At 29.5% G+C, this 25,994-nt stretch carries 28 protein-coding genes; 15 read left to right on the plus strand and 13 right to left on the minus strand.

The window, feature by feature from the left end:
• Positions 1 to 74 precede the first annotated feature (74 nt).
• Both F7018_RS12570 and F7018_RS12575 read left to right on the plus strand, forming a co-directional pair.
• On the plus strand, positions 75 to 3,368 hold the full coding sequence (locus F7018_RS12570) for a type I restriction endonuclease subunit R (RefSeq protein WP_150900411.1): 3,294 nt from the start codon (positions 75 to 77) through the stop codon (positions 3,366 to 3,368).
• 187 nt (positions 3,369 to 3,555) lie between these two features.
• Positions 3,556 to 4,311 carry a hypothetical protein gene (locus F7018_RS12575; RefSeq protein WP_150900412.1) on the plus strand — a complete coding sequence of 252 codons (756 nt, stop codon included), beginning with the start codon at positions 3,556 to 3,558 and terminating at the stop codon, positions 4,309 to 4,311.
• A 104-nt stretch (positions 4,312 to 4,415) separates the two neighbouring features.
• Here the strand turns inward: F7018_RS12575 and F7018_RS12580 are convergent, their stop codons facing one another.
• On the minus strand, positions 4,416 to 4,640 hold the full coding sequence (locus F7018_RS12580; RefSeq protein WP_150900413.1) for a helix-turn-helix domain-containing protein: 225 nt from the start codon (positions 4,638 to 4,640) through the stop codon (positions 4,416 to 4,418).
• A 50-nt stretch (positions 4,641 to 4,690) separates the two neighbouring features.
• Positions 4,691 to 4,909, minus strand: coding sequence for a helix-turn-helix domain-containing protein (locus F7018_RS12585; protein WP_150900414.1), 219 nt, complete (start codon positions 4,907 to 4,909; stop codon positions 4,691 to 4,693).
• 113 nt (positions 4,910 to 5,022) lie between these two features.
• Between F7018_RS12585 and F7018_RS12590 the strand changes: the two genes are divergently transcribed.
• The 6 genes from F7018_RS12590 (at position 5,023) to F7018_RS12615 (ending at position 11,990) form a co-directional block, all read left to right on the plus strand.
• Complete coding sequence (locus F7018_RS12590) at positions 5,023 to 5,208, plus strand: SymE family type I addiction module toxin (protein WP_246175175.1); 186 nt, start codon at positions 5,023 to 5,025, stop codon at positions 5,206 to 5,208.
• A 711-nt stretch (positions 5,209 to 5,919) separates the two neighbouring features.
• The gene (locus F7018_RS12595) at positions 5,920 to 6,300 is read left to right on the plus strand and encodes a hypothetical protein (protein WP_150900416.1); all 381 of its coding nucleotides are present in this window, start codon (positions 5,920 to 5,922) and stop codon (positions 6,298 to 6,300) included.
• Between the two features lie 223 nt (positions 6,301 to 6,523).
• A complete protein-coding gene (locus F7018_RS12600; RefSeq protein ID WP_150900417.1) occupies positions 6,524 to 7,315 on the plus strand; it encodes a hypothetical protein in 792 nt (263 codons plus the stop codon).
• Positions 7,316 to 7,442: 127 nt separating this feature from the next.
• A complete protein-coding gene (locus F7018_RS12605) occupies positions 7,443 to 9,602 on the plus strand; it encodes a DNA/RNA non-specific endonuclease (protein ID WP_150900418.1) in 2,160 nt (719 codons plus the stop codon).
• A gap of 874 nt (positions 9,603 to 10,476) precedes the next feature.
• Entirely contained in the window at positions 10,477 to 10,962 is a 486-nt protein-coding gene (locus F7018_RS12610; protein WP_150900419.1) for a hypothetical protein, read from the plus strand.
• Between the two features lie 185 nt (positions 10,963 to 11,147).
• The gene (locus tag F7018_RS12615) at positions 11,148 to 11,990 is read left to right on the plus strand and encodes a YitT family protein (RefSeq protein ID WP_150900420.1); all 843 of its coding nucleotides are present in this window, start codon (positions 11,148 to 11,150) and stop codon (positions 11,988 to 11,990) included.
• 9 nt (positions 11,991 to 11,999) lie between these two features.
• Here the strand turns inward: F7018_RS12615 and F7018_RS12620 are convergent, their stop codons facing one another.
• Complete coding sequence (locus F7018_RS12620; protein WP_150900421.1) at positions 12,000 to 12,872, minus strand: AraC family transcriptional regulator; 873 nt, start codon at positions 12,870 to 12,872, stop codon at positions 12,000 to 12,002.
• 86 nt (positions 12,873 to 12,958) lie between these two features.
• Between F7018_RS12620 and F7018_RS12625 the strand changes: the two genes are divergently transcribed.
• Positions 12,959 to 13,324: a DUF983 domain-containing protein gene (locus F7018_RS12625; protein WP_150900422.1), complete on the plus strand. Its 366-nt coding sequence runs from the start codon at positions 12,959 to 12,961 to the stop codon at positions 13,322 to 13,324.
• Positions 13,325 to 13,526: 202 nt separating this feature from the next.
• Here F7018_RS12625 and F7018_RS12630 read toward each other — a convergent pair whose 3' ends face one another.
• Positions 13,527 to 13,904, minus strand: a complete 378-nt coding sequence (locus tag F7018_RS12630; protein WP_150900423.1) for a Fur family transcriptional regulator — start codon at positions 13,902 to 13,904, stop codon at positions 13,527 to 13,529.
• A 106-nt stretch (positions 13,905 to 14,010) separates the two neighbouring features.
• Here F7018_RS12630 and F7018_RS12635 point away from each other — a divergent pair, with 106 nt between their 5' ends.
• The 3 genes from F7018_RS12635 to F7018_RS12645 are packed head-to-tail and all read left to right on the plus strand — an operon-like array spanning position 14,011 to position 17,542.
• Positions 14,011 to 14,724 carry an ABC transporter ATP-binding protein gene (locus tag F7018_RS12635; protein WP_150900424.1) on the plus strand — a complete coding sequence of 238 codons (714 nt, stop codon included), beginning with the start codon at positions 14,011 to 14,013 and terminating at the stop codon, positions 14,722 to 14,724.
• Position 14,725: 1 nt separating this feature from the next.
• Complete coding sequence (locus F7018_RS12640; RefSeq protein WP_150900425.1) at positions 14,726 to 16,129, plus strand: DUF3526 domain-containing protein; 1,404 nt, start codon at positions 14,726 to 14,728, stop codon at positions 16,127 to 16,129.
• A gap of 3 nt (positions 16,130 to 16,132) precedes the next feature.
• Positions 16,133 to 17,542, plus strand: a complete 1,410-nt coding sequence (locus F7018_RS12645; RefSeq protein WP_150900426.1) for a DUF3526 domain-containing protein — start codon at positions 16,133 to 16,135, stop codon at positions 17,540 to 17,542.
• Positions 17,543 to 17,891: 349 nt separating this feature from the next.
• On the opposite strand, the gene F7018_RS12650 is transcribed toward F7018_RS12645, so the two are convergent.
• The 7 genes from F7018_RS12650 to F7018_RS12680 all read right to left on the minus strand — a co-directional run bounded on the left by F7018_RS12650 (position 17,892) and on the right by F7018_RS12680 (position 22,266).
• A complete protein-coding gene (locus tag F7018_RS12650; protein ID WP_150900427.1) occupies positions 17,892 to 18,164 on the minus strand; it encodes a hypothetical protein in 273 nt (90 codons plus the stop codon).
• Between the two features lies 1 nt (position 18,165).
• Positions 18,166 to 18,441, minus strand: coding sequence for an ATP-dependent Clp protease adaptor ClpS (locus tag F7018_RS12655; RefSeq protein WP_150900428.1), 276 nt, complete (start codon positions 18,439 to 18,441; stop codon positions 18,166 to 18,168).
• 5 nt (positions 18,442 to 18,446) lie between these two features.
• Positions 18,447 to 19,280 (minus strand): 50S ribosomal protein L11 methyltransferase, encoded by an 834-nt coding sequence (gene prmA / locus F7018_RS12660; protein WP_150900429.1) that lies wholly within the window; start codon positions 19,278 to 19,280, stop codon positions 18,447 to 18,449.
• Positions 19,280 to 20,035, minus strand: a complete 756-nt coding sequence (gene tpiA, locus F7018_RS12665) for a triose-phosphate isomerase (protein WP_150900430.1) — start codon at positions 20,033 to 20,035, stop codon at positions 19,280 to 19,282. Before tpiA ends, prmA begins: the two co-directional genes overlap by 1 nt.
• 177 nt (positions 20,036 to 20,212) lie before the next feature.
• Positions 20,213 to 20,701: a TlpA family protein disulfide reductase gene (locus tag F7018_RS12670; protein ID WP_150900431.1), complete on the minus strand. Its 489-nt coding sequence runs from the start codon at positions 20,699 to 20,701 to the stop codon at positions 20,213 to 20,215.
• Between the two features lie 3 nt (positions 20,702 to 20,704).
• Complete coding sequence (locus F7018_RS12675; protein WP_150900432.1) at positions 20,705 to 21,187, minus strand: TlpA family protein disulfide reductase; 483 nt, start codon at positions 21,185 to 21,187, stop codon at positions 20,705 to 20,707.
• Positions 21,188 to 21,189: 2 nt separating this feature from the next.
• Positions 21,190 to 22,266, minus strand: coding sequence for an ABC transporter permease (locus F7018_RS12680; RefSeq protein ID WP_150900433.1), 1,077 nt, complete (start codon positions 22,264 to 22,266; stop codon positions 21,190 to 21,192).
• A 63-nt stretch (positions 22,267 to 22,329) separates the two neighbouring features.
• Between F7018_RS12680 and pyrF the strand changes: the two genes are divergently transcribed.
• Positions 22,330 to 23,142: an orotidine-5'-phosphate decarboxylase gene (gene pyrF, locus F7018_RS12685; RefSeq protein WP_150900434.1), complete on the plus strand. Its 813-nt coding sequence runs from the start codon at positions 22,330 to 22,332 to the stop codon at positions 23,140 to 23,142.
• Between the two features lie 3 nt (positions 23,143 to 23,145).
• Entirely contained in the window at positions 23,146 to 23,937 is a 792-nt protein-coding gene (locus tag F7018_RS12690; RefSeq protein ID WP_150900435.1) for an ABC transporter substrate-binding protein, read from the plus strand.
• Between the two features lie 362 nt (positions 23,938 to 24,299).
• Here the strand turns inward: F7018_RS12690 and F7018_RS12700 are convergent, their stop codons facing one another.
• Together F7018_RS12700 and F7018_RS18520 are read right to left on the minus strand one after the other, a co-directional pair.
• Complete coding sequence (locus F7018_RS12700) at positions 24,300 to 25,007, minus strand: DUF4197 domain-containing protein (RefSeq protein WP_150900437.1); 708 nt, start codon at positions 25,005 to 25,007, stop codon at positions 24,300 to 24,302.
• A 49-nt stretch (positions 25,008 to 25,056) separates the two neighbouring features.
• Positions 25,057 to 25,221, minus strand: coding sequence for a DUF5522 domain-containing protein (locus F7018_RS18520; protein ID WP_175578729.1), 165 nt, complete (start codon positions 25,219 to 25,221; stop codon positions 25,057 to 25,059).
• Positions 25,222 to 25,324: 103 nt separating this feature from the next.
• On the opposite strand from F7018_RS18520, the gene F7018_RS12705 reads away from it, so the two are divergent.
• The gene (locus F7018_RS12705) at positions 25,325 to 25,951 is read left to right on the plus strand and encodes a hypothetical protein (protein ID WP_150900438.1); all 627 of its coding nucleotides are present in this window, start codon (positions 25,325 to 25,327) and stop codon (positions 25,949 to 25,951) included.
• Positions 25,952 to 25,994 lie beyond the last annotated feature (43 nt).

A 25,994-nucleotide genomic window follows, 5' to 3' on the forward strand; every position in this document is an offset into this window, starting at 1 on the left:
AAAAGAAGTCATATCTATTAAATAAATCACTTTAAAAATTAAAACAATAACACATTACAAGTAATTTAAACACGATGAAAGGAAAGTTTTTCGAAAGTGACTACGAAGAAGCGCTTATTGATTTATTAGAGCAACAAGGTTGGATCTATACTTATGGTGGCAATATTGCTCGCGAAAAAAATAATGAGGTTTTAATTTCAGATGACTTAAACACTTATCTCAAAAAGAGATATAGTGAATTAAACGATGCCGATATTGAAGAGATTACGAACCACTTGCGTTACACCAGTGGTCAAACCCACTTTGAGTTGCTTCGTAACACATTTCACCTTATTCGTGATGGCTACCGTTATACGCGTAGTAGTGATGGTAAAATATTCGATATTGAATATCTAGATTTTGAATTTGGCAACACCAATAATATCTATAGTTGTGTCAATCAATTTGAAGTTGGTTATGGTTTAAAAGCAGATATCCGTATACCAGATGTGTTACTTTTTATCAATGGTATTCCGCTTTGCATTTTTGAACTAAAAAACCCAACCGATGCTAGAGCAACTATTGCCAGTGCTTACGAGCAAATTCACGAAAGATACAAAAGAGATATTCCGCACCTTTTACGTTACTGCCCATTATCTTGTATTAGCGATGCAACAGTCAATAATACCAAATTAGGTACTACCTACACACCATATAACCACTATTATGCTTGGAAAAAAGTAAATAATGAAGATGAATCAGCAAAAAAAGGAATAGACCAAATAAAAACTATAGTGGCTGGTGTATATGAACCTAATCGCTTTTTAGAGATTATTCGTGACTACGTTTACTTTCCTGATAAAAAATCAGATAAAATTGAAGAGATAGTATGTCGTTATCCTCAGTTTTTTGCAACTCGTTTGTTAAAAGAAAGTGTGTTAAAAGCACATTCAGAAAATAGTCGTAAAGGAGGAACTTACTTTGGTGCAACAGGCTGTGGTAAAACCTATACAATGATGTTTTTGGCACGTCAATTATCTTTACGTTGCAAAGAACTTGGTTCACCAACTATAGTAATGATTGTAGATAGAGATGATTTACAGACACAGGCAGGTAAATTGTTTTTACGTTCAGAAGAATTTTTATCGTTAGGAGCAGCTAAAATAATTAAAGACAGAGAAGACCTAAAAACTGAAATGTCCATTAGAAAATCTGGTGGATTCTTTATCTGCACAATTCAGAAATTTTGTGAAGAGATAGGCGAACTAAATACGCGAAAAAATATTATCTGCTTTTCTGATGAGGCACATCGTACACAGGTAAAATTAAATAAGCAACTAAAAATAAAGGATAAAAAAGCCAATAGTAAAGACAATAAGGAGACTCCTTTAGGAGCATTTGTAACAAAGCCTTATGCGGAGCATTTACGGATTGCATTTCCTAAGGCTACTTTTGTAGGCTTCACAGGAACACCAATAGAAGAAACAATCCAAGTTTTTGGTGAGATTGTAGATAGCTATACAATGCAACAATCCGCTGACGATGATATTACTGCTGAACTTAAATATATTCCTCGTATAGCAAATGTTACCCTAGATAGTGAAAAAGCAAAAGAGATAGACGCCTATTATAAACAGTGTGCTGATGAAGGTGCTACCGAAGATGATGTAGCAGCTAGTAAAAAAGCAATGAGTGCAATGGAGGTAATTCTTGGTGATGACGAACGTTTAGACCGTTTAGCCAAAGATATTACAACACATTACACCAATGCTTGCGAAAACAAAGTTGATGTTGTGCAAAAAGCAATGATTGTATGTAGTAAACGTAGAATTGCTTACCGTTTGTTACAAAAGTTTAGAGCACAAAATCCTGAATGGTTTGAAGAGAAGAAATCACCAGACGATAGCAAGTTAACAAAGGAAGAGCTTAAGAAACTTCCAAAAATGCCTACTATAGCAATGGTGGCTACTCGTGGTTCAAACGACTCAAAGGATATGTATGAATATATTGGTAATAAAGCTCGTATAAAAAGCTTAGATGATGCTTTTAAAATGGAAAATTCAAATTTCCGCATTGTGATAGTTGTAGATATGTGGATTACTGGTTTTGATGTTCCTTGTTTGACCTATTTATACAATGATAAACCACTTCAAAAACAGACGCTTATTCAAACTATTAGTCGTGTAAATCGAAAATACGAAGGCAAAGAGTACGGACATGTTATTGACTACATAGGTATTCGTGAAAATATGATGAAAGCAATGCGTAGGTTTGGAGGTAAATCTTTTGGTCCGAGTGAAGATGATGTAAAACAGGCTTTGGAGGCTCTAATTATTGAGTTGAAAATTATTAGCGATGTATTTACTGATTTTGATATAACACCATTTACCGATGCTAACACAACACCATTAGAACGATTAGAATGTTTGTCTTCTGCAGCAGACTACATAATAACACTTACTGAACTACTAAATCTTAGCAACGGAAAAGATAAACCCAAAAAAGTTAGCGTAAAGACATTTTTTATGGCTCATGTTAGACGATTAAGGACGGCTTATGACATTTGCCAACCATCAAATGTGCTTACAGATGAACAACTTTCTTTATCGCAATGCTTTATGGCAGTAGCTTCGTATATCAGAAAAACATCAGGTGATAAACACGATGCTGAAAGTATGAACCGTGTGGTTGAGAAAATGGTTGGAGAGGCCTTAAAGTGTAATTCGGTAGTAGATATTCTTGATACAGATGTGGAAGAGAATATATTTAGTCCTGAATTTGTGGAGCAACTAGACAACATAAAACTTCCAGCTACCAAACTTGAAGTATTAATTAAGATGCTTCGTAAGTCAATACAAGAATACAAAGACACGAATAAAATAGCAGCAGAAAAATACGAAGAGTTACTAAACAAAACACTTGAGGAATATCATAATAGAAGAGCAAGTTTGTCTGCTGATGAAGCGTCTTCGACACAAGCAGAAGCTGTAGATTCAATCATCCGAAATGCTACCCAACAGGCATTAGATTTAATGTCTAAATTAGGAGAGGATAAAGACAGCTTTAGAAAACTTGGATTGACTTTTGAGGAAAAAGCTTTTTACGATATTCTTATGCACCTGCGAGACAAGTATAACTTTGAGTTTGGAAAGGATAAAAAAGTGGGTAGCTTAATTATAAACGAAAAATGTAAACTCTTGGCTCAGAAAATTAAAGAGCTCATTGATATACAATCTTCGTTTACTGATTGGCTAAATAATAGTAATGTGAGAGCAGACTTGAATCAAAAAATATTCTTCTGTTTAGTAAAAAATGGTTACCCACCGAAACATAACGATGAGGTGTTCGACCAAGTAATGGAACAAGTGGAAAATTTTAAAAACAAATAGAATAAGCCAACGCAAGTTCAAGCACATTTAAAGTTTGTTTGTGCCTCACAATTTAAAAGAGCTTTCACGCCAACGCTAAAAACGAAATGAATAAAATAAAAACGGCATGCAACAAGGTATAAAATGCATACTCACCCTATGGGATGGCTACTGCATCTTAGACAAACACGTTGTAACCAATTAAAAAATGATCGAGTTACTAAAAAGATATATTTTACAAAAATGGTGGTTGCCATTGCTTTTGTTCATTCTATCATCTTTAATATATTTGATACTGATACCTTCAACGGATAACAACCTTTTAAGTTTATCGGACTATTTCTTTCTATTCACTATTATTCTTTTGCTAATTGCCGGAATTTGGCAACTAATTAAAGGAAAATGGTATATAGGATTACTACAATTAAGTGTTCTATTTATTGGTTTTGCAGGATTGATATTTGTAATAACTTTAATATCACTGTTTGGACCAGATACAGATACATTTGCGGACAATTTAGAACTACCAAAAAACGTAAAATTAGAATACCCAATTGATTTAAGAATGGGAGATAATTTTGAAGGAATTAGACCTGATAGTATTCAAAAACAAACCAAAAAAGAAATTTCATTTCAAATTTATAATTCGTTTCAACCAGGATTATATGAATATGACCTATGGATAAAATCTAATGAAAGCGGAACAATATTTCTAAAAGCGTTTGAAATAACTCAAGAAATTGAATTATCTGTACCAAGACTAAAAGAGCGCTCAAGTATTAGAGTAAAAGAAACAAATGGAGAATTTAAAAAATTCGGAACAAACGACCACTTTAGTATTTATGAAGGAGATTGGGGAAAACCCTATGGCGCAAGGTTCGAGGTTTGGTTCAATCCTGACAACGGAAACGAAAGTAAAAAACTGTATGAAAAAAATTATGTTATAGAAGGTTGGATGCGTTAAAAACTAAAAGAAAGCCAAGCAAACTCGCTTAGCTTTTTTGAGTAGTAACTCGAAAAGTCATCATTTCAGCCTGTCCAAAATTATCTTCTCTACACAAAAGAAAACTAATCGGTACTCAAAAGCTCACTAACAGACATCTCCAATCCATCAGCAATCTTCATTAAGGTAAGTAAACGTGGATTGGTTTTTCCGTTTTCAATCATATACAATTGAGTTCTACCAATTTCACAATCGAAGGCAAAAGACTTTTGATCTATGCCTTTTTCTTCTCTTAACTGCTTAATTCTAGCTCCTAACTTTTGGAAATATTTTAAATCTTTCGTGTTCACTATACCGAAAAACTTTAATTTCAGATTAATTTAGAAAACAAAAAATGGAACTATGAAAAATTGACCAACTCTTTTAAAGGAACTTCTAAAGCCTTTGCAATTTCTAAAAGTGAATAAACAGTTGGGTTAACTTTTCCATTTTCTAACTTTTCAAGTGCTTGTCTATCTTTATTGCAAGCACGTGCTAAATCAGACTGACTCCAATTCTTTTTACTTCTTAATTCAACAATGCGTTGACCGATTTTCTTTTTAAGCTGTTCCTTATCCACATAACAAATGTCAATTAATTATACGACAAAATTGTCATATAAAAGTTTGACAAACAGATTTAACTCATTACATTTGTCATATAGAAATACGACAAATGAAGAAAAATAGAATCTTGAAAGTTTATTACAAGTTCCGTAATCGCAGATGGAGGAGAAACTATATTGTACCTGAAATTCGTCTTTCAGGAAAATGGTTAACCGAATTTGGATTTGAAATAAGTAAAGAAATATCTGTAGAACAAGAAAAAAACAAATTAACGATTACGTTAATTGAAGACAAAGAAAATGACATTTTGTAGCATACAGATGTATTTACGTAAAGACATATAATCGCTTATACGGCTGTATGTGCGTGCGTACACCTATTTATACGTCTACTTATTTAAACATAAGTCCGTACATACCAACGCACATACATAGGTAGATACGTATGTATGCGCATGCTTACATAAGCATTAAATATACTTTTGAAAAAACACGTCCTTTCATTCTCTGTATAGTTCCTATTTTAAGCTTCTTTAAGTGTGTTTCAAATCACTCTGATTTCTAAAAAAAATCACACTCTTTTATAATACAAAAACAGCTCCGGTGTATACTGTTCATAAGAACAGAGCAAGTTGTGTAATGAGTGCCCCAAAATGCATTTTGTGCCTCACATTACCACTTGCTCTACGAGGTTTTTAAATCCCCTCCAAAGTCGGAGATTTTAGTAATACTTAAGGAAAGTATTTCCTTTAATTTATTTACAAAACAGACTATTAACCCCTATATAACAGAATCTTACATTTTTATCTTGTAATGTAAAATTGAATATCATTAATGAAAAATTCATATATTGCAGAACAAAGTAATAGTTAATATTCCTTTAAGCTATTACATAAGTACATATCTCATTTAGCAAGTTTCTTTGCTAAATCTTCACTCTAAAGAAAATAGCATTTGATCTATTGAGATCAAATTTTGAATTAAGTAAAAATTAAAGTCAGAACATTACTTTAAAATTTATAATTATGAAAAACATGTATTTAATTATTACAGTGCTTATTCTTTTTACAGGGTGTAAAGATGAAGAAGTAGCAAAACTGGACAAATCAATTTATGGAACTTGGAAAATGGTAGAACGTTTTGATGGAGGCTCCTTAAAACCATTTCAACCACCTGCGCATGAATATTTAATGATTTTTGGTAGAGATAAAAGTTATTCAAATGCTTTATCATATACTGGTACTTTTAGTATAAATGATACTCTTATTGAAATTGATTTACCAAAATTTAAAAACATGGCAATTAAATACCGTTATGGAATTGGTGATAATGGATTAATATTAGCTCCTTATCCTAATCAATGTGATGAAGGGTGCTATGATAGGTATGTTAAAATAAGTCCATAAAGCAAGGGTTATAGAAATTTTGTATAAGCAACAGGAAAGAGCTAAACTTAGTTCTTTTCTGTTTTTTATTTTAAAATATGGTAACCCATATTTAAAACAATTAATATAGTTTTACATTTAGTCTTCAGAAAAAGCAAAAAAGAATTAGTTATAGTGTACTATAAGTTATTAAATTCAGATAAGAAAACTCTAGTCTCACTATGCAAAATATAATAGCCAATAAATGAGACATGATTTTTGTAAATACGCAAATATTGCACATCGAATCTTAAATGAAAAAACTCAGTACAAATCGAATAAACAATTAATTTCGTCATTATTCAAAAACACATTATCTAATAATAAATTAGAACAAGTTAAATATCGTTTAACTATAATAGACAGTTATTATTCTACACAAATGAATAAACGACTTTACGGTATAGAGCAAATAGCAGAAGCTATCTCTTCATTTACTGATGAGGAACTAAGAAATGAAATTACACCTTTTCTTAACGCACCAAAAACCGACACTAAGCTATTTAAATTATTGTATAGTTCCTACGGAATAAACAAAGAAGGTAATAGTTCTGGTAAAGCTACTTCTCTACTATCTAAATATATATACTTCTTAAATCATTACAACTTTCCAATTTATGATAATCTTGCGTCAGAATCTTATCCGCTATTAACAGGAAAAAGAATGAAACAAAACAACTATTTTGAAAACATAATACAATTAAATGAAGCTACAAATATTTGTGATTTTGAAAAATTAGATAATTTACTTTGGTTACTAGGTAAATTAAAAAAAGGTAGTTTTTCAATATTAATGGACATAGATAAATACCAGAAAATTACTTCAATTGAAAAAATCCAATCTCAATTTAATTCAATAAAAAATGGAAATTCTAAAAACAAAAGTCGCTTAAAAGATAATGTGATTAGAGATTATATTGCCCAAAATTACAATGACGTTGACTTCTTTAATTCAGATGAAATTAGTTTTTTTGATTTTGTTTTCAATCTAAAATAACAAGTTTTAATTTCCAAGGCAACACAAAAAAGAATGTTAATTTAAAATTATATTTAGCATCTAGATATCTGACTATTAGTGTTTTTACATCTTTTTTATTTACATTTAATGAAAAAAATGAGTGTATATGAAAGTTTCTTTAGATCAACTTATTAAATCAGAGGTTAGATATAATAAATACAAAAAAGAGAAAATTAGACCTACTATTACTGAAATTGATGCCAGCGAATTTTTATCGAACGTTTCAAGCTCTATACCACAAGAAATAGTTCAGGGTAATATAATTGGAGACAAGAAGAATCTTTTAAAAAGAAAAGAAATGCTTTCGTCTTCAAAATACGAACCACTTAACTTTGCTTACGAAAGAGCAATAGGAAAAAACGATTCTGTTTATAGCAATTTTGTTGAACTAATTCTGGAAGTCAAAAAGAAAGTAGGAAGAATTGTAGTAAAAGAGTTTAACGAAATTAATGGCTATGCTACAGGTTTTTTAATATCTGATAATTTATTGTTAACTAATTGGCATGTTTTTAAAACGAAGGAATCTGTAGGCGATAGCGTAGTACAATTCAATTATGAATTAGATACTAATGGTAACCCAACTTCCAGTATAACATTTAATCTTTCCGCATCTACATTTTATTATAGTTTCGAAGATTTGGATTACTGTATTGTAGCTGTAGAAAAGTCCGATGTAACAGGGAGTCACGACTTGTCTGGTATAGGGTATATTTTTTTAGATCCAACTTTAGGAAAATTAGGAAATGAAGATGAAGAATCTCTTAATATTATTCATCATCCTAATGGAGACTACAAGCAATTATCTATAAGAGAGAATAAATTCAAAAGAATTATGTCAACTTCTCTTTGGTATGAATCTGATACTGCCCAAGGAAGTAGCGGAGGCCCTGTATTTAACGATCAATGGCAAGTAGTAGCATTACATCATATGGGAGTTGCTAAAAAAAATGAGAATGGCGAATATTTAGATAAAAACAACCAAATAATTCCTGTAATAGATAATGAAATTGATGTATCGAAAGTTCATTGGATTGCCAACGAAGGAATAAGAATTAGTGTCATTCGGAAACATTTACAATCAGTATTTCCAAACACTCCATTAATATTTAAGATTTTTAATCAACCTAATAACAATCAGCCTAACCAACCTATTCTTAATAATGATAAAACACCTATCCTAGATACTCAGTCTCAAAATCAAATACCTAAAAAAATGGAAAACTCTATTAACATATCTATCCCATCAGAAATTCTAGAAAAAAAGGACACGATTAACGTGAATATAACTACTAAAGATTTTTTACAACAAGCATCTACAGCAAGTGTTCAATCTCATTCAACAACACCAACATCTTTAATCGAAGAAGAAAATTACAAGTTAGAAAGAGAAACGTCTTATGTTAATTGTAGAGGTTATCGTTCCGATTTTTTAGGAAGTAACTTTAGAGTAGCTATTCCTAAACCTTTAAAAACTATTAAAAATCAAATAGCAAAAATTTCAGGAACAAACGCTTATATTTTAAAGTATTACAAATTTAGCGTCATTTTCAATGCTTTAAATAAAATGCCATTAATTAGTTGTATTAATGTTGATGGAGATGAAGATAAAAGAAAAGATTTCACAGATAGATATGATAGATGGATAAGAGATAACAGAATAGATTTTGATTGTCAATTAGATAACAAATTTTATACTAAAAGTGGATTTGACAGAGGTCATATGAGCAGAAGAGAAGATGCAAATTGGGGTGAAACACCAAGTGAAGCTAAAAGAAATGCTGACCTAACTTGTGTGCACACAAACGCTTGTCCACAAGTACCTGAATTGAATAGAAGTAATAGAGGTGGAATTTGGGGGAAATTAGAAAAACTTGTCTTAGAATACGGAGCAAAAAAAGAAAACGGAAAAACAGGTAAAATATCCGTGTTTAATGGTCCTATATTTAAAAACACAGACCCAATATATAAAGGTGTTAAAATTCCAATGGAATACTTCAAGATAGTTATTTGGCTTTCAGATAATGATGAAATAAAAGCTACCGCTTTTAAATTATCTCAAGCAGATTTAGTTGGTAATATTGATTTCGAAGATTTAGGAATAGACCAAGATGTTAAATTCAAAGAATATCAATGTAGTCTTTCGGAACTACAAAAATTAACTAATATAGATTTCGAAGATATTAAAGAGTTCGATACTTATAAAGGGAATAAAAAGACAATAGAAATTAAAGATGAAAATCATTTAATTGAAATGATTAAAGTCTAATAATTTTATGACTGAAACGAAATAACCAATTAATGTGTATATTTACCTTAGAATTGATTGCTGAAAACTATACATTTTACATCATTTCTTAGGTTCGCAAATCGGTTATCATTAACGCAAGGAAAATATAAAGCCCCGTTTTTACTAGGGTTATCGGCATAGGGTTTGAATCCTGTCGAGGTCACAAAAAGAGTATCAAAACTCTCAAAAAAACCACATAAGTCTTATGATTTATGTGGTTTTCACGTTTTTAGAAGTTCATTTAATTTGATACAAAAACAAAACATTAAACACTGTAATACAACGCTTTAAATTCATAATTCACTATATAAAATTAAATATTATTAATAAAAAAATTGTATATTGCAGAGCAAAGTAATAGTTAACACACCTTTAAACTATTATATAAGCACATATCTCATTTAGCAAATACCTTTGCTAAATCTTCACTCAAAAGAAAATAGCACTTGATCTATTTAGATCAAATTTAGAATTAAGTAAAAATTAAGGCTAGAATATTGCTTTAAATTTATTAGTTAAGAAAAACATGTATTTAATCACAGTAATACTTGTTTTTTTTACTGAGGCAAAGACGAAAAAGCAACTGAACTGGAAAAAATCATATACAAAACATAGAAAACCGTTAAACATTTTGATAGAAATAAAAGCTACTCTGTTATCGCCAATACATTGAAACTTTTAACATAAAAAACATTATAATAACAATCTCTATAGAATTAGCGATAACAGACTAACATCAACATCTTATCTAACAATTGTGATAAAGAATCTTATAATAAACATATTAAGATAACATCTTCGCAAAAAAATTAAAACGGTTCAATAAAAATTTTATTAACTAAATACTTTAACTATGAAAAATTTATTAAAAACCACAATTACTCTGTTATTAACAATATTAGCGCTTTCTTGTAATCTCGAAGAAAACTTAGACTCTTTAGAAAACCAATCACTTCATTACGAGGATTTTTTTAAAAAGGTTTCTAATATGAAACTTAAAACTAGTGAAGAAAATGTGATTTATATAAATTATAAATGGGATGCAACTAAAGAGACAATTGAATATCTAAATTCCAAAGAAAAAGAACCAGATTTTTTTATTTTAGAATTAGAAAGTGAGGATAATATCGCCTCTAGAATAGAAGAAGGCGGTTATCAAGTTGATTGTGATAGAGGTGGCGATGGTAGTAATAATTGGAGTAAAACCTGTAATGGGAAATGGTCTTGCGCAAAATTAATAGCTAAATGCTTAAATGAAGGTGGTTGCGCTACAATTTGTCAACAACAAATGATATATATACCACAAACAAATACTTTTTACTTAAATGTCGTTGAATAGATAAAAATAACATCCATACTAATATCAGTATGGATGTTATTTTTTCACACCTTTTTGAGGAAATTTAAATGAAGTTATTCCATCAGAGTTTAAATATTCACATTTTTAAATTTATCGTTAAGTTTTATTTTTTTCTACTTCTAATAGGTTATTATTTTAATTTTGTGAACTTATTTTGAAGTAACATGAAAAAAGAGATTACTAACTACATTTTCATTATTCTTGGTTCAGCTCTAATGGCTTTCGGCGTTGTTGCTTTTTTAAGCCCAAATAATGTTGCTATGGGTGGAACTGGAGGATTATCTATTATTCTAAATAAACTCTTTAATGTTTCTATAGGTTTATTATTTGCCATAATAAATATTCCTTTACTAATTATTAGCACTAGATATTTAGGCAAATATTTTGCAATAAAGAGCACTATAGCTATTATAATTATCAGTTTTTTTATAGATATTTTTACTCATTTTTTTAAAATACCCGCTTTAAGTCAAGAAACTTTGCTAGCAACTTTATATGGTGGTATTTCAGTAGGAACTGGTATTGGATTAATATTTAAAGGAGGTGGATCTGCTGGTGGCGGCACTATCATTGCACGCATTATTACTACTAAAACTTCTCTCAAAACCGGAACAGTTATTCTTATATTAGATTCATTTGTTGTGATGGCAACAGCTATAGTTTTTAATAGTATAGAACTTGCTTTATGGAGTATAATAAGCATTTATGTTACTACAAAAATGATTGATGTAGTATTAACTGGTAGACCAAATGGTAGGGTTGTACATATTACATCTAAAAAAGATGTACATCAATTAGGTAAGTTAATTAATGACAAAATTGGAGTTAGCGGCACTATTTTTAAAGGGGATAACCTGAGTTTAACACAATCTAATTTTATGATAGTTGTTACTGTACCTGTTAACAGACTAAACTCTTTAAAACAAATAGTAAAAGATTATGACAACACTGCCAATATGATTGTTATGGATGCATCTCAAGTTTTAGGAACAAAATTTATTAACTAACAATATTGATTAGGTTTTAAAATACCTCTTTCTAAATGATGATGGACTTTCTCCTGTTTTAAGTTTAAAAAACTTAGAAAAATGCGAATAGTCATCAAAACCCAAATCATAAGCTATTTCAGACAACTGTTCGTCCGAATGAACCAAAAGTCTTTTTGCTTCTAAAACTACTTTACTATACAATATTTCTGTAATTGTCTTATCTAAAACCTCCTTAGCAACCCTGTTCAAATGCCTTACAGTTAGATGAAGTTTTTCAGCATAGAATGTAGCTTTTTTATGTTCTCTAAAATTTGAATCGATTAAGCTCTCTAATTTAGAAACTAGAATCAAATTATTGACAGATTGCCTAAGCTTTGGCTCACTATTTTCTTCAAAAAGCCTTAAAAAATCGATATAAATTAGATTTACCATACTTAATAAATAAGCCCTTTTAAAAATTTGATTACTATAATAAGCATTATTAATATTCATAAAAGCCTGAGTAAAAAAATCTATTTTCCCCTTAGGCAAATCTATGAAGGATTCATTTAAAGAATAAAACGGGAATTCATTTAAATTTAACTCACTCATGCTTAACATAAAAAATTCATGAGTATGAAAAAATATATAGCCCTTCACTAAAGAAGTAAAACTCCAAAAATGAGATTGTCCTGGTTTTAAAAAAAACACACGACCTGGCTTTACATCATATGTAGTAAAATCTATTTCATGCTTTCCTTCTCCTTCTATAATTAACACACACAAATAAAAGTCATGTCTATGAGGAGTACTAAAGTGATGTTCATTTTTTTTTAGATGCACCTCCAAATCGTTACTATAAAAGTAATTATCAACCTCTTCTGATAAATTAAAATTCTCAATATTTAAAATAGAAATCACAACAAATGTCTTAATTATACAAATTTAAGCAACTTATATATAATAACTAACAAGTTATATATGTATAATTTTGCAAAAAAATAATAATGAAATCAATTATCTCTTTAATTTCAAACAAATGTCCTAAATGCAGTAAAGGAAAGGTTTTTAAAAACTCAGCTCTTAATCTATTTAAAATTGGGAAAATGGAAGAAAATTGCTCTCATTGTAACTTTATTTACGAGAAAGAACCAGGTTTTTTCTTTGGAGCAATGTATGTTAGTTATGGTTTAATTGTAGCAGAAAGCGTAGCTATTTTTATAATTTCTAGATTAATTTTAAATATCGATTGGTTTATCAGTTTTGGCTTAATTATTTTAATATCACTAGCATTAATAGGTGTAAATTATAAACTATCGCGTTTAATTTGGATTTATATGTTTTACTCTGACAAAAAAGTCAAGTCTTCATAAACCTATTTTAACAAAAAAACTTCAAAAAATAAAAAAACCCATTCAAAAGAATTGAATGGGAAATTGCTATGAAAAAGAAGTCTTACAACGTCTTGTAAGACATATACAATATAATATAAATAAATTTAAAATCAATTCTTTTTAATAAGAATTATAAAATTTTCTACATCTTATATTTTTTATTGATTTTTTTTTTTAATTTTTAGAGACAATTACTACACTTACCAACCAACATAATTTCTGCTGAGTCTACTTGTTTATTTTCAACAGAAGGTATAACCACGTCTACAGGTAAACATTCAACATCACCACAGTCTTTACATTGAAAATGTGGATGCACGTCTAAATGATGATCTGCTGAACACCCTTGACATTTAGCATACCATCTTAAGCCATCTTTTCCTAAAAAGGAATGAATAATTCCATCTTGCTCCAATCTATCTAAAATCCTGTATACTGTAGTCTTATTCATTTTCTCTTTTAAAAGCTTCACCAAAGCTACTACAGAAACAGCTTTCTCTCTTTCTTCAAAAATACTTAAGACAAACTTTACCGATGCTGTTTTTCTAACTATACCCATAACTACAAATTTAACGCAATTAAGTTGCACTTACAAATCTTTTATTTAATTTTACAACTTAGTTGCATTAACATTTTTTATCGAATTAATCTTATCAAAATATATAATGATACTTACAAACAACTTAACCAAAAGCTATGGTGACTTCAAAGCTGTTCAAAATCTAAACCTTGAAGTAAAAGAAGGTGAAATTTTATGCCTTTTAGGAGCCAATGGTGCAGGCAAATCCACTACAATTAATATGTTATTAAATTTTACTCAACCAACATCTGGCGAAGCAAAAATTAATGGATTAGACGTAACTCAAAACTCAATTAAAACCAAAAGCTTCCTTACTTATATTCCTGAAAATTTAATGCTTTATCCTACACTAACTGCTGTGGAAAATTTAGACTATTTTACTAAACTTTCTGGAAAAAACTTTGACACACAAGAACTAAAACTGTACTTATCTGAAGCCGGGCTACAAGAAGAAGCTCATGAAAAACATGTAAAAACTTTTTCTAAAGGAATGCGTCAAAAAGTTGGAATTGCTTTAGCAATAGCAAAAGAATCTAAAGTACTTTTATTAGATGAACCTACTTCTGGTTTAGACCCAAAATCTAGCAATGAATTTATGGAACTCCTAACCAAAATGAAAAATGATGATGTAGCTATTTTAATGGCCACCCATGATTTATTTAGAGCTAAAGAAGTTAGTACACATATAGGCATAATGCGTTCTGGAATATTACAAAATTATTCAAACTCTTCTGAATTTTCTTTAAAAGAGCTAGAAACTATTTATCTAGATATTATGAACTTTAAAAATATGGATTAACATGAGACATATAATTTTTAAAGAACTTAAAGAACTATTAAGGGATGGACGTTTTAAAATTACTCTAGGTATTTCTTCTGTTTTACTAATTATCGCAACTATTACTAGTATTAATCAATACAATAAAAGTAATCAGCAATATGTAGAGTCTACTAATAAAGAACGTAGTATTTGGGAAAGTCAAGATGAAAAAAATCCGCATTCTGCCGCACACTATGGTACTTATGCTTTTAAACCTAAATTTGCTTTATCTCTATTTGACTATGGTGTAACTAAATATACAGGGAATTCCATTTTTTTAGAAGCTCATAATAGAAATGAAGCTTCTTTTAGCGAAGCAAGTGATCAAACTAGTTTAACTCGTTTTGGTACGTTATCCATCAACTTTGTTTTAATATACTTATTTCCTCTTATTATTATTCTAATTGGATATAACTCACATACTAAAGAAATTGAACATCAAACACTTTCTTTATTAAAAAGCCAAGGTATTCACCCTACAAAACTTGTAATAGGAAAATGGTTAGCCATATACATTCCTATTCTCATTTTAACTTCTTGTATATTTCTTATAATTGGTATTGTTTTATCAAACCTAGATAGCTTAAGTTTTTTTAGTTGGACTAGCCTACTTACTCTTTATATTTCTTATTTGATATATTATTTAATTATCACCTCTATTACTTTACTTATTTCTGTAAGAAGTAAATCTTCTGGGATTTCATTAGTTAGTTCTTTAGTTATCTGGATTCTATTTAGTTTTGTAACTCCTAAAATAGCTACAAACTTTGCCAACACTAACCACCCTTACCCTTCTAAGTCCGAATTTAATGCTCGTATTAGTAATGACAGAAAAAATGGATTAGACGGTCACAATCCATGGAATAAAGCTGCTAAAGAACTAGAGCAAAAAACCCTAAAAGAGTATGGAGTTGACAGCCTAAGTCAATTACCTTTTAATTATGATGCCTACCGAATGCAAAAAGGCGAAGAGCATGAAGCTAAAATTTATGAAAAGCATTATAATATTTTACACAATACTGCAAAGGGACAAAATAGTGTTTATCAAAACCTATCATTCATTTCTCCATTTATTGCTTTGCGTTTTTTATCTATGGATATCACCAATACAAGCGATAATTTACACTGGAAATTCACCAAAGCCGCAGAAAAATATAGAATAGAAACTCAAAAGTTTTTAAACTATGATTTTAAAGACAATTCTAAAACTGGGGATTGGAGCTATAAAATGAAAGCTGAAACGTTTAAAAAACTTCCTAAATTCAACTTTACTCCACCTACACTATCATTAATATTAAAAGAAAACACAAAAAACATATTGTTTTTAGTTTTATGGTTAGTGCTTCCAATAATAGGATTAATTATCTATTCAAAAAAAATATAAATTATGTTTACTAATAATTTACGTTACGAGATAAAATTATTAAACAGAAGTAACTGGCTAATTTTACTTCTAATTAGTATTTCACTTTTATTTGCTTTTGCCACATATAATGGAACAAAAAATGTAACTAAAAGAAAAAGCGACATTGCTAAAATGCAACAAGATTTGCACAAAAAAGATAGCTTAATGCTACTTAACCTGTCTAAAATTGAAAAAGGAGAAAAAGTAAGTCTTCCTCGTTGGCAACTTCCTTCAGAACCAATGACTATAGGATATCGTCACCCTCGTTTAGCTATAATGAAACCTAGTTCCTTTTCTTTTTTAGCTACCGGACAAAGTGATATGTACACGCATTTTAAAAGCCCTAAAGCTTATGGAAATAACTTTGCCTTAGATTATTCAGACATGGTAAATCCCGTTCAATTATTACTAGGGAATTTCGATTTGGCATTTGTTATCATCTATATACTTCCTCTCTTAATAATTGGTTTTTCTTTTAATGTTTTATCTAAAGAAAAAGAGTTAGGTACCTTACAACTTTTAAATGCACAACCCATTTCTATTACTAGATGGTTATTACAAAAAATGGCTATTAGGTATGTTATCTTTACTTTAATCACTCTTATTATTTTAATTATTACTATTACCATCTTCTCCACTAATACACTTAATAGTTTTAGTAATTTAATCGAAGTACTTTTAATGATAGCAGGATACAGCTTATTCTGGTTTATAATCGCTTATACTGTGAATATAAAAATCAATAACTCTTCTAAAAATGCTTTAACTCTTATTGGAATTTGGCTATTAATTGTTTTAGTACTACCTGCTACAATAAATCAAATAGGAAACTCACTATTCCCTACCCCTTCTCGTTTAAAAATGATTAATGAGATTCGGCAAATAAAAAAGGAGAACGAGAAAAAGCAAGATAAAATTATGAGTGATTATTTACGAAGTCATCCAGAACTTGCAAAAGAAACTAATAAGGATAAATTTGGTTTTTGGCATAATTACTTTGCTTCCGAAAAAGTTATGGAAGAAAAAACGAAGCCTTTACTTGCTGAATATGATTCTCAATTACAAAAACAGCAAAACCTAGTAAATTCTTTTAAATTTTTCTCTCCTGCAATATTAATGCAACAATCATTAAACAGTATCGCAGGAACTTCTGAAAAACATTATAACGAATACAAGAAACAAGTTTTCGAATTCTCTAATGAATGGAGAAACTATCTAGTTCCAATGTTATTTAAAGAGCAAAAATTCACTTTAAAAGATTACGAAAACTTACCTAAGTTCACTTATAAAAATAATCTTTCAAATAATGTTTGGACTAATTTATTAATCACTTTTCTTTTAAGTGGGTTAATTTTCACTTTAACCTTAGTTAAAAGAAAAAAAGAACAATAGTATTTAGGAAAATAAGAATACAAAAAACTCATCTTTTAGATGAGTTTTTCTTTTTTCATAATCCATTCTACAATGAAAAAGACCTTGAATTTACATCCAAGGCCTTTCGTCTAACCAAACTTAGTATAAAAACTAACTACTACTATTATTTATATTGTTTCTTTTAGAGGAATCTTCTCCTTTCAACATAATTGTTTACTCGGAGAAGGTTTTAATTTAAGGGTTTATTCACTTTAAGGGTTAGCTCTCTAAAAGAGTTAATTACTTATTTACACTATTATGACACAGTTTTTTTTGAAGAGTCACATAAAAACAAAAAAAAACTCAAAAAAAGTTTTTTTGAGTTTTTTTAATATAAATATTTTCTAAGAACTACCCGATGTTCTGGCACAGACTTATCGTAGTTTTTTATCAAACTTTCCAGTATTTCCGGAGGTTTAACACCTATATCTTTTTTTGAGTCGTATTTAGAAACATACAAATTGTAGGCTTCATTATTTTTTTCAAAAATTAAAAAATGTTGTTCATTTAATATTGAAAAACATATTTCATTTCCTGAAAAAGCCCCTGAATTATCTGTTATAAATTCTGAGAACTCATAATACCTAAAAACATTTTCCATACTAAACGATCTCCGCAGATAAACCTAATTGTAATAATTTAGAACATCTTGCTTCTAAATCTTTGTATTCTCCTGTTTTTACCGCGCATTTACCTTTGTAATGTACTAAAACAGCACACTGTTCTGCCTGCTCTAATGTATGTTCGCATACATCTACTAAACAGTCAATAACATGGTCAAAAGTATTTACATCATCATTATGCAAAATAATTTCGTGCTTTTTTGTTTCTTGAATTAAAACATCCAGCTCTTCCTGTATCTTTTCTATCGTACTCATTTGCTTTATTTTTGATATTGCAAAGCTACCCAATTATTTCTTTCTATGGTCTTTTTTAATGTTAAAGCGTACTTAGACACCTCAGCATCAATAATTGGAATATCTTCACTATAAAACCCGCTTAATAATAAAATTCCTTTTTCATTTAAGCAATCGGTGTATGTTTTCATGTCATTTAACAGGATATTACGATTAATATTTGCTATTATTAAATCATACTTTTTTCCTTCTAAAAGCGATGCTTCACCTTCATAAACAGAAATATGTTTGCAACCATTTCTTTCTGCATTTTCTATAGAGTTTTCATAACACCAAGTATCAATATCTATTGCATCAATAGGTTTTGCTCCTTTCATTTCAGCAAAAATTGCTAAAATTCCAGTTCCGCATCCCATATCTAATGTTTTTTTATTCTCAACATCTAAATCTATTAAATGTTGCACCATCATATGTGTTGTTTCATGATGTCCAGTACCAAAACTCATTTTTGGCTCTATTACAATATCGTATTGTAAGTTAGGATTTTCATGAAAAGGCGCTCGTATACTTACCAAATCTTCTACCTGAATTGGGTTAAAATTCTTTTCCCATTCTGCATTCCAATTGGTTTGTTCTATTTCTTTGTGATTATAATTTATTGTAAACTCTTCAGACTTTAAAATAAACACTTCCGATAATATATCTTCCTTCCATTCCTCCTTTTGAACGTAAGCAACTACTCCATTATCGTTTTCAACAAAGCTTTCGAAACCTACCATTCCTAACTCTGCAATTAAAATTTCAGTAGCTGGTTCTTTAGGAGTTACTTCAAATGTATATTCTATATAAATATTATCCATTAGATTGCATTTACTATGGCTACAAAATCTTCAGGTTTCAATGAAGCTCCTCCTATTAAACCTCCATCTACATCTGGTTTTGAGAATATTTCTTTTGCATTCCCTGGCTTAACACTCCCTCCATATAAAATAGAAACATCGTTGGCTACCTCAGCTCCATATGTTTTCTCCATAATTTCTCTAATGAAAGCGTGCATTTCTTGCGCTTGCTCAGGCGATGCTGTTTCTCCTGTTCCAATAGCCCATACTGGCTCATAAGCTAAAACTATTTTAGAAAAACTTTCTTTTCCTAAGTGAAATAATCCTTCTTTTAATTGTGTTTCGACAACCTTGAAGTGATTTCCTGATTTTCTTTCTTCTAACTGTTCTCCAAAGCAAAAAATAACTTCCAATTCATTCTCTAAAGCTGCATCTACTTTTTTTGCCAATAAATCATTTGTTTCATTAAAGTATTCTCTACGCTCTGAATGTCCTAAGATTACAATATTAACTCCTAAGTTGGTTAACATATTTGCTGATACTTCTCCTGTAAAAGCACCACTGCTTGCTTGATGCATATTTTGTGCTGATACTTCTACCTTAGATTTTCTCGTTCTTTTTATTGCAGTATTTAAATTCACAAAGCTAGGTGCTATTATTACTCTTGCTTCTGTTTCAGAATTCTTTACTTCTTTCTTAATACCCTTGATTAGTTGTTTTGCTTCTTCAAGGTTTTTATTCATCTTCCAGTTACCTGCAACTATCTTTTGTCTCACTATTCTTCTTATTTATATTAAATATTATTTTTTAGAAATCTTTGTATCAATATTATACTTTCAAACACTAAAAATATTAATGATTTCTCTTAAAGCTGAAGATTGTTCTAACTTGTAAAAAATAGATTTTAAAAACTTTTTCAACAAGTTACTTAGCTATTAAACAGCTAAAATACATTATTTTTTTAAGCCCTCTATAATTAAATTATCTGTTGCTTTTGTAGCGTTAAAAACTTCAATTCCCCCTGTTTCATTTATCAGTACATAACGGGGAATCCAACTCAAACCTAAAAAATCTCCAAACTTTCCTTCCCAACCAGATTTCATATAGTAATGTTGTCCTTTTATTTCTAATCTCTCTATACTATTTCTCCATGATTGTAAATCTCTATCTAATGATAAAAACAAATACACTACATCTGGATTCTCTTCTTGTAATTTTTTAACTTTTGGTAAATTCTCTAAACAATCTATACACCAAGAAGCCCAAACATCTATTAATATCTTTTTTCCTTTATTCTTAGTTAGAATTTCATCGAAAGTAACTTCTTCATTGTTTAAAGTAATAAACACATCCTCTAATGCCTTTTTGGAAAATGTTGTTGGACTTTCCAGTGTGCAACTAACCAATCCTACTAACAATAACAACATTACTTTTTTGACCATATACTATTTAATTTTACTTTTAAGTCTTTCTGATAGATTTGATGTTTTATAAAGTATAATATTACCTTCATTATCCAACACCATAAATCTAGGTATTGTTTTAAGTTTTAAAAACTGTCCTAATTTTCCTTTTCCTTTTTTTGGTATATAATAATGCTCTCCTTTTACCTTTATATTCTCAAGTCCTCTTTTCCAATCATGATAAGAATGATCTACTGACAAAAAAATATAATCAATTGATGGGTTTTCTTTTTGAAAAGCTATAACATCTTCAAAACTATCCTGACTTACCGGACAATAGGTAGCAAACACCTGTACAAACTGTTTTTCTGATGTATTCTTTTTTATAATTTCTTTTAAAGTTATACTATCTCTATTTACTGTAACTAATTTTTCTTCTAAAGCTTCTGTATTAAACTCTTTTGGCTGAAAAACTGCACAACTTCCTAAAATTGAAAAAACTATTATTAATAAAAAAAGTCTCATATTTAATTTAATCTAATCCTCGGATCTAACCAGCTATAAAGAACGTCTACCAAAATATTGATGACTATAAATAAAGTTGCTACTACGAGTACCGCTCCCATTATTACTGGTAAATCAAGTGTATTTAATGAATTTACAATCTCTTTTCCTAATCCATTCCAGTTAAAAATATACTCTACAAAAACCGCTCCTGCTAACATCGAAGCAAACCAACCTGAAATTGCCGTTATTACAGGATTCAAAGAATTTTTCAGGGCATGTTTTTTTACGACTTGAACCATAGTTAACCCTTTTGCTTTTGCTGTTCGTATATAATCTTGACTTAGTGTTTCAAGTAATGAATTTCTCATTAACTGTATTACTACTGCTAACGGACGTATTCCTAAAACTATTGCTGGTAATATTAAATTTTTTAATTGAATATAACTTCCTTCTCCAAAATCGTCAACTTCATACAAACTTCCTGTCATTTCTAAATTAGTGTATTTATGTAATACAAATCCAAAAAACCAAGCAAATAAAATTGCTGAAAAAAACGAAGGCACACTCATTCCAAAAGTACTTATCACAGCTATAACTCTATCGAAAATAGAATCTTTATAAAGCGCTGAAATAATCCCTAAAAATATACCTAATACCAAAGCTATTACAATTGCCGACACTGCTAATATCGCTGTATTAGGCAAAGTTTCTGCTATAATCTCAGATACTTCCTTTTCGTTTTTCTGAAATGATTCTCTTAAATATGGATATTTTAAAACTATTGTTGATTCTCCAACAGAAAACAGTTTTTGAGCATTATACTTTTTTTCTGCTAAATAAGTATAATCTTCTTTATTATTACTGTGAATTGAAAGTGGAGAAACATCATTTAAATAATAGAGGTACTGTGTAAATGCTGGCTTATCAAAACCATATTTTTTTCTAATATTATTTAATTGCTCTGTATCCTCTCTTTGATCTAACATCATACGAGCTGGATCTCCAGGTAAAATATTAAACAGTAAAAATATTACTGTAACCACCCCAAAGAGCGTTAAAAAGCCGTAAAGTATTTTGTTTGTAATATATTGAAACATCTATAACAAAGATAACAGAAAGTGGCAAAAAAGTGTACTTTTGTACAACTTTTACAACAACTCATGACAACACAACAACTTGTATCTGAAATCAAACGAAAAAACTCGTTTTTATGCATTGGATTAGATGTAGATTTAGATAAAATTCCATCTCATTTATTAAAAGAAGAAGATCCTATTTTTGCCTTCAACAAAGCAATCATTGATGCGACACACCATTTATGTGTGGCTTACAAACCCAATACTGCTTTTTATGAAGCTTATGGTATTAAAGGTTGGCAAGCTTTAGAAAAAACCATACAATACATTAATGATAAGCATCCTGAAATTTTTACCATTGCCGATGCTAAACGTGGTGATATTGGAAATACTTCTACCATGTATGCGAAAGCTTTTTTTAATGATTTAGCTTTTGATAGCGTTACAGTAGCTCCTTATATGGGAAAAGACTCTGTTGAGCCTTTTTTAGCTTTTGAAGATAAACACACTATAATGCTAGCTTTAACTTCTAATCAGGGAGCTTTCGACTTTCAAACTAAAAACGTTGATGGTATTGAATTATATAAACAAGTTTTAGAAACTTCTAAATCTTGGAATAATGCTGAAAACCTGATGTATGTTGTTGGCGCTACTAAAGCAGAGTTTTTAGCAGACATCAGAACTATTATTCCTAATTCATTTTTATTAGTTCCTGGTGTTGGAGCACAAGGAGGAAATTTACAAGATGTTTGTAAATATGGTATGAATGACACTGTTGGGTTACTTATTAATTCTTCACGTGGTATTATTTATGCTTCTAATGAAAAAGACTTTGCTGAAGCTGCTGCTAAAAAAGCCGAAGAATTACAAACTCAAATGAAGGATATTTTAAACTAGTTTATGAAGTTCAAAGACCAAATAAACAGAGTTTTTGAATTAAACAAAACTCCAAAACGAATTATCTCTTTAGTTCCAAGTCAAACAGAATTGCTTTTTGACTTGGGATTGGAAGAGAGTATTGTTGGAGTTACCAAGTTTTGTGTACATCCAACCCATTTAAGAAAAGAAAAAACTACTGTTGGTGGTACTAAAACTATTAAGCTTGATAAAATAAAAAGTTTAAATCCCGATATTATTCTTTGCAACAAGGAAGAAAACACGAAAGAAATTGTTGAGGCTTGTGAACGTATTGCTCCAACTCATGTTTCTGAAATTTTCACCCTTAATGATTCTAAAGAGTTAATAACCCAATATGGTTCAATTTTTTCTTGTGAACAAAAAGCTTTGGAAATTAATTCTGAATTAGATCGTAAATTACACCACTTTGCACAATTCATTAAAAATAAGGGTGAAAAAAAAGTAGCTTATTTTATTTGGAGAGATCCATGGATGGTTGCTGGAAACACTACCTTTATTAACCACCTTTTAGAACTAAATAAATTTAAAAATATTTATAGTTCTAAAAGTCGTTATCCAGAAGTAAAATTAACAAACATTATTTCTGATGGAAATCCTGAATTTATATTGCTCTCATCCGAACCTTATCCTTTTAAAAATAAGCACAAGGAGGAATTAAGAGAACATACAAACCACGCAAAAATAATTTTTGTTGATGGTGAAATGTTTTCTTGGTATGGAACCAGGTTGTTAAAAGCCTTTGACTATTTTATAGATTTACACAACAGAACTTGAGAGGTCCTTATCTAAATATTTAATTCTATTAAGCTTCTCTAAAACTTTCATTGCCTTAAAAGCAGAGCGATCACTTTTACATTCATCCTCATACTTGTAATCATTAGCTCTCTCAACCAATTTACGGTACCTATTTTCTAGATGCTCTCTATACCTTTGTAATTGATTAACTCTTGACATTTTGTAATTGATTAACTAGGACTATAAATATACACAAATATTTGATTTACAACAACATAAAAGCAATCGTATTTAATTCTTAGTGTTTTCCCTATGCTTTTTATACGATTTAACCTTATTACAAAAAAAGGAGCCTATTATGAAATTTCATAATAGGCTCTTAAGAAACAATATATATTATTTTATCTTTTATCTTGTAAAGCAAATACTTGACGTAATAATGCTGTATTACGTAAACCTACTTTTTCTCGTATTCCTTTTTCTTCTACTTCTATCATTGTAAAAACTCCATTTAGAGCTTGTGTAGTAACATAATCTGTTAAATCTGGATTTACTTTTTTTACAAACGGTATACTATTGTATTTTGAAATTAAGTTTGCCCAAATTTTATCAGCACCTACTTTAGCAAAAGAGTTTTTAATTACCGGATTAAACTCACTATATAATGCTCTATTTGTTTTTCCTGCTAAATAAACTGTAGCAGCATTTTTCTCTCCTAATAAAATATTTTTCGCATCATTAAAAGTTATTTCTTTCACTGCATTTACAAATATTGGTGTTGCTGTTTTTACTGCATCTTCTGCTGTTCTATTAATCGCTTTCAGCCCTTCATCTGCCAAATTACTTAAACCTATTTTACGTAACCCTTTATCTACTACTTGCAATTCTTTTGGCAAAACAATTTTCACTAATTTGTTTCTATAAAAACCATCTTTTGCTGTTAGTTTTTTTACTTGGTTTTTTATTCCATTATCTAATGCTTGACGTAAACCATTTCCTATCTGTTCTTGAGATAATACTCCTCCTTGTGGTAATTGATTTACTACCTTTTGCAACTCTGCACATCCTGTTAATAAAACAACGAATGCTACTGCTATAATTTTTTTCATTTCTCTTTAATTTATATTTTTTAGAAACAATTATTCTATAAATGTCACTTTATTTAAAGCTATCTGTTTTTTTATCGTATCCATAAGGACAATGCTTACAACCGTTTTTACAACAATAACCTCTTTTTAAATGATATTTTTCTGTAAATACTCTATACCCTTGTTCATTTAGGTAATAATCTTCTTCAGTAAGAGCTACTCTTCTATTATGCATGAATGCAAAAATAATTGTTTTTATTATTAATATAACTCCATGTAACAAAAAGCTTGTTAAATACACCTATATATAGTACTATTGAATACATTTTACAAACTCTATGGGATATACATTCATTTTAATCATTATTAGCTTAATAAGCATAGGCTTTTTAATTCTATTAAAAAAGAAACAACAAAAATCAGAAACGCTATCTTTTGTTTCAACTCTTCTAGCTACTCTTTTCGGTGTTCTTTTAGCCGTTAATTTATCAAATAAAGAAAACCTTAAAAAAGAGAAAGCTGATACTGTTAAACTTTTAAAATCTGCTAAAAACATTATTGATAATACTTTTGATTACACAAAAGGATTAGGAACTTATATTGATACTATTAAAAAAGATTCTAGTTACACCCCTAACCTTATTAATAAACTAAAATTAGACAACCCTATTCCTTATCCTGATTTAATGGAAAATATTATTTCTAACGAAGTTGTTTCTAAAAACATCTCTGAGTATAGTCATAATTTCATTTTTAGTAGTTTAATCAATTTGAGAAAAATAGCAAACTATAGCTCTATTGATACTTACAAGTTTTTATTGAAAGAACTTGAATTTATAATTGACCTTGAAATCAAATATCAAGAAAGAGAAATTGACGAAGAAGAGCTTGAAAAAATGTACAATAAAGGAAAAGAGAAATTAGAGAAAGAGTTTCCACATGACAGTAAAATTATAATTGATTAATAATTTAGATACCTTTTAAAATAAAAAGCGCCTTGTTATAATA

This window comes from Tenacibaculum aiptasiae (genome assembly GCF_008806755.1).
Lineage (GTDB): Bacteria > Bacteroidota > Bacteroidia > Flavobacteriales > Flavobacteriaceae > Polaribacter > Polaribacter aiptasiae.

Coding starts and splice junctions, on each gene's coding strand:
- F7018_RS12630 (WP_150900423.1), bottom strand. CDS start 13,904: ATGGGTATAGTTAGAAAAACAGCATCGGTAAAGTTTGTCTTAAGTATT.
- F7018_RS12610 (WP_150900419.1), top strand. CDS start 10,477: ATGAAAAATTTATTAAAAACCACAATTACTCTGTTATTAACAATATTA.
- F7018_RS12690 (WP_150900435.1), top strand. CDS start 23,146: ATGAAGTTCAAAGACCAAATAAACAGAGTTTTTGAATTAAACAAAACT.
- F7018_RS12680 (WP_150900433.1), bottom strand. CDS start 22,266: ATGTTTCAATATATTACAAACAAAATACTTTACGGCTTTTTAACGCTC.
- F7018_RS12635 (WP_150900424.1), top strand. CDS start 14,011: ATGATACTTACAAACAACTTAACCAAAAGCTATGGTGACTTCAAAGCT.
- F7018_RS18520 (WP_175578729.1), bottom strand. CDS start 25,221: ATGCATAATAGAAGAGTAGCTCTTACTGAAGAAGATTATTACCTAAAT.
- F7018_RS12600 (WP_150900417.1), top strand. CDS start 6,524: ATGAGACATGATTTTTGTAAATACGCAAATATTGCACATCGAATCTTA.
- pyrF (WP_150900434.1), top strand. CDS start 22,330: ATGACAACACAACAACTTGTATCTGAAATCAAACGAAAAAACTCGTTT.
- F7018_RS12570 (WP_150900411.1), top strand. CDS start 75: ATGAAAGGAAAGTTTTTCGAAAGTGACTACGAAGAAGCGCTTATTGAT.
- F7018_RS12625 (WP_150900422.1), top strand. CDS start 12,959: ATGAAATCAATTATCTCTTTAATTTCAAACAAATGTCCTAAATGCAGT.
- F7018_RS12675 (WP_150900432.1), bottom strand. CDS start 21,187: ATGAGACTTTTTTTATTAATAATAGTTTTTTCAATTTTAGGAAGTTGT.
- F7018_RS12640 (WP_150900425.1), top strand. CDS start 14,726: ATGAGACATATAATTTTTAAAGAACTTAAAGAACTATTAAGGGATGGA.
- F7018_RS12705 (WP_150900438.1), top strand. CDS start 25,325: ATGGGATATACATTCATTTTAATCATTATTAGCTTAATAAGCATAGGC.
- F7018_RS12650 (WP_150900427.1), bottom strand. CDS start 18,164: ATGGAAAATGTTTTTAGGTATTATGAGTTCTCAGAATTTATAACAGAT.
- F7018_RS12615 (WP_150900420.1), top strand. CDS start 11,148: ATGAAAAAAGAGATTACTAACTACATTTTCATTATTCTTGGTTCAGCT.
- F7018_RS12595 (WP_150900416.1), top strand. CDS start 5,920: ATGAAAAACATGTATTTAATTATTACAGTGCTTATTCTTTTTACAGGG.
- prmA (WP_150900429.1), bottom strand. CDS start 19,280: ATGGATAATATTTATATAGAATATACATTTGAAGTAACTCCTAAAGAA.
- F7018_RS12575 (WP_150900412.1), top strand. CDS start 3,556: ATGATCGAGTTACTAAAAAGATATATTTTACAAAAATGGTGGTTGCCA.
- F7018_RS12655 (WP_150900428.1), bottom strand. CDS start 18,441: ATGAGTACGATAGAAAAGATACAGGAAGAGCTGGATGTTTTAATTCAA.
- F7018_RS12670 (WP_150900431.1), bottom strand. CDS start 20,701: ATGGTCAAAAAAGTAATGTTGTTATTGTTAGTAGGATTGGTTAGTTGC.
- F7018_RS12645 (WP_150900426.1), top strand. CDS start 16,133: ATGTTTACTAATAATTTACGTTACGAGATAAAATTATTAAACAGAAGT.
- F7018_RS12700 (WP_150900437.1), bottom strand. CDS start 25,007: ATGAAAAAAATTATAGCAGTAGCATTCGTTGTTTTATTAACAGGATGT.
- F7018_RS12605 (WP_150900418.1), top strand. CDS start 7,443: ATGAAAGTTTCTTTAGATCAACTTATTAAATCAGAGGTTAGATATAAT.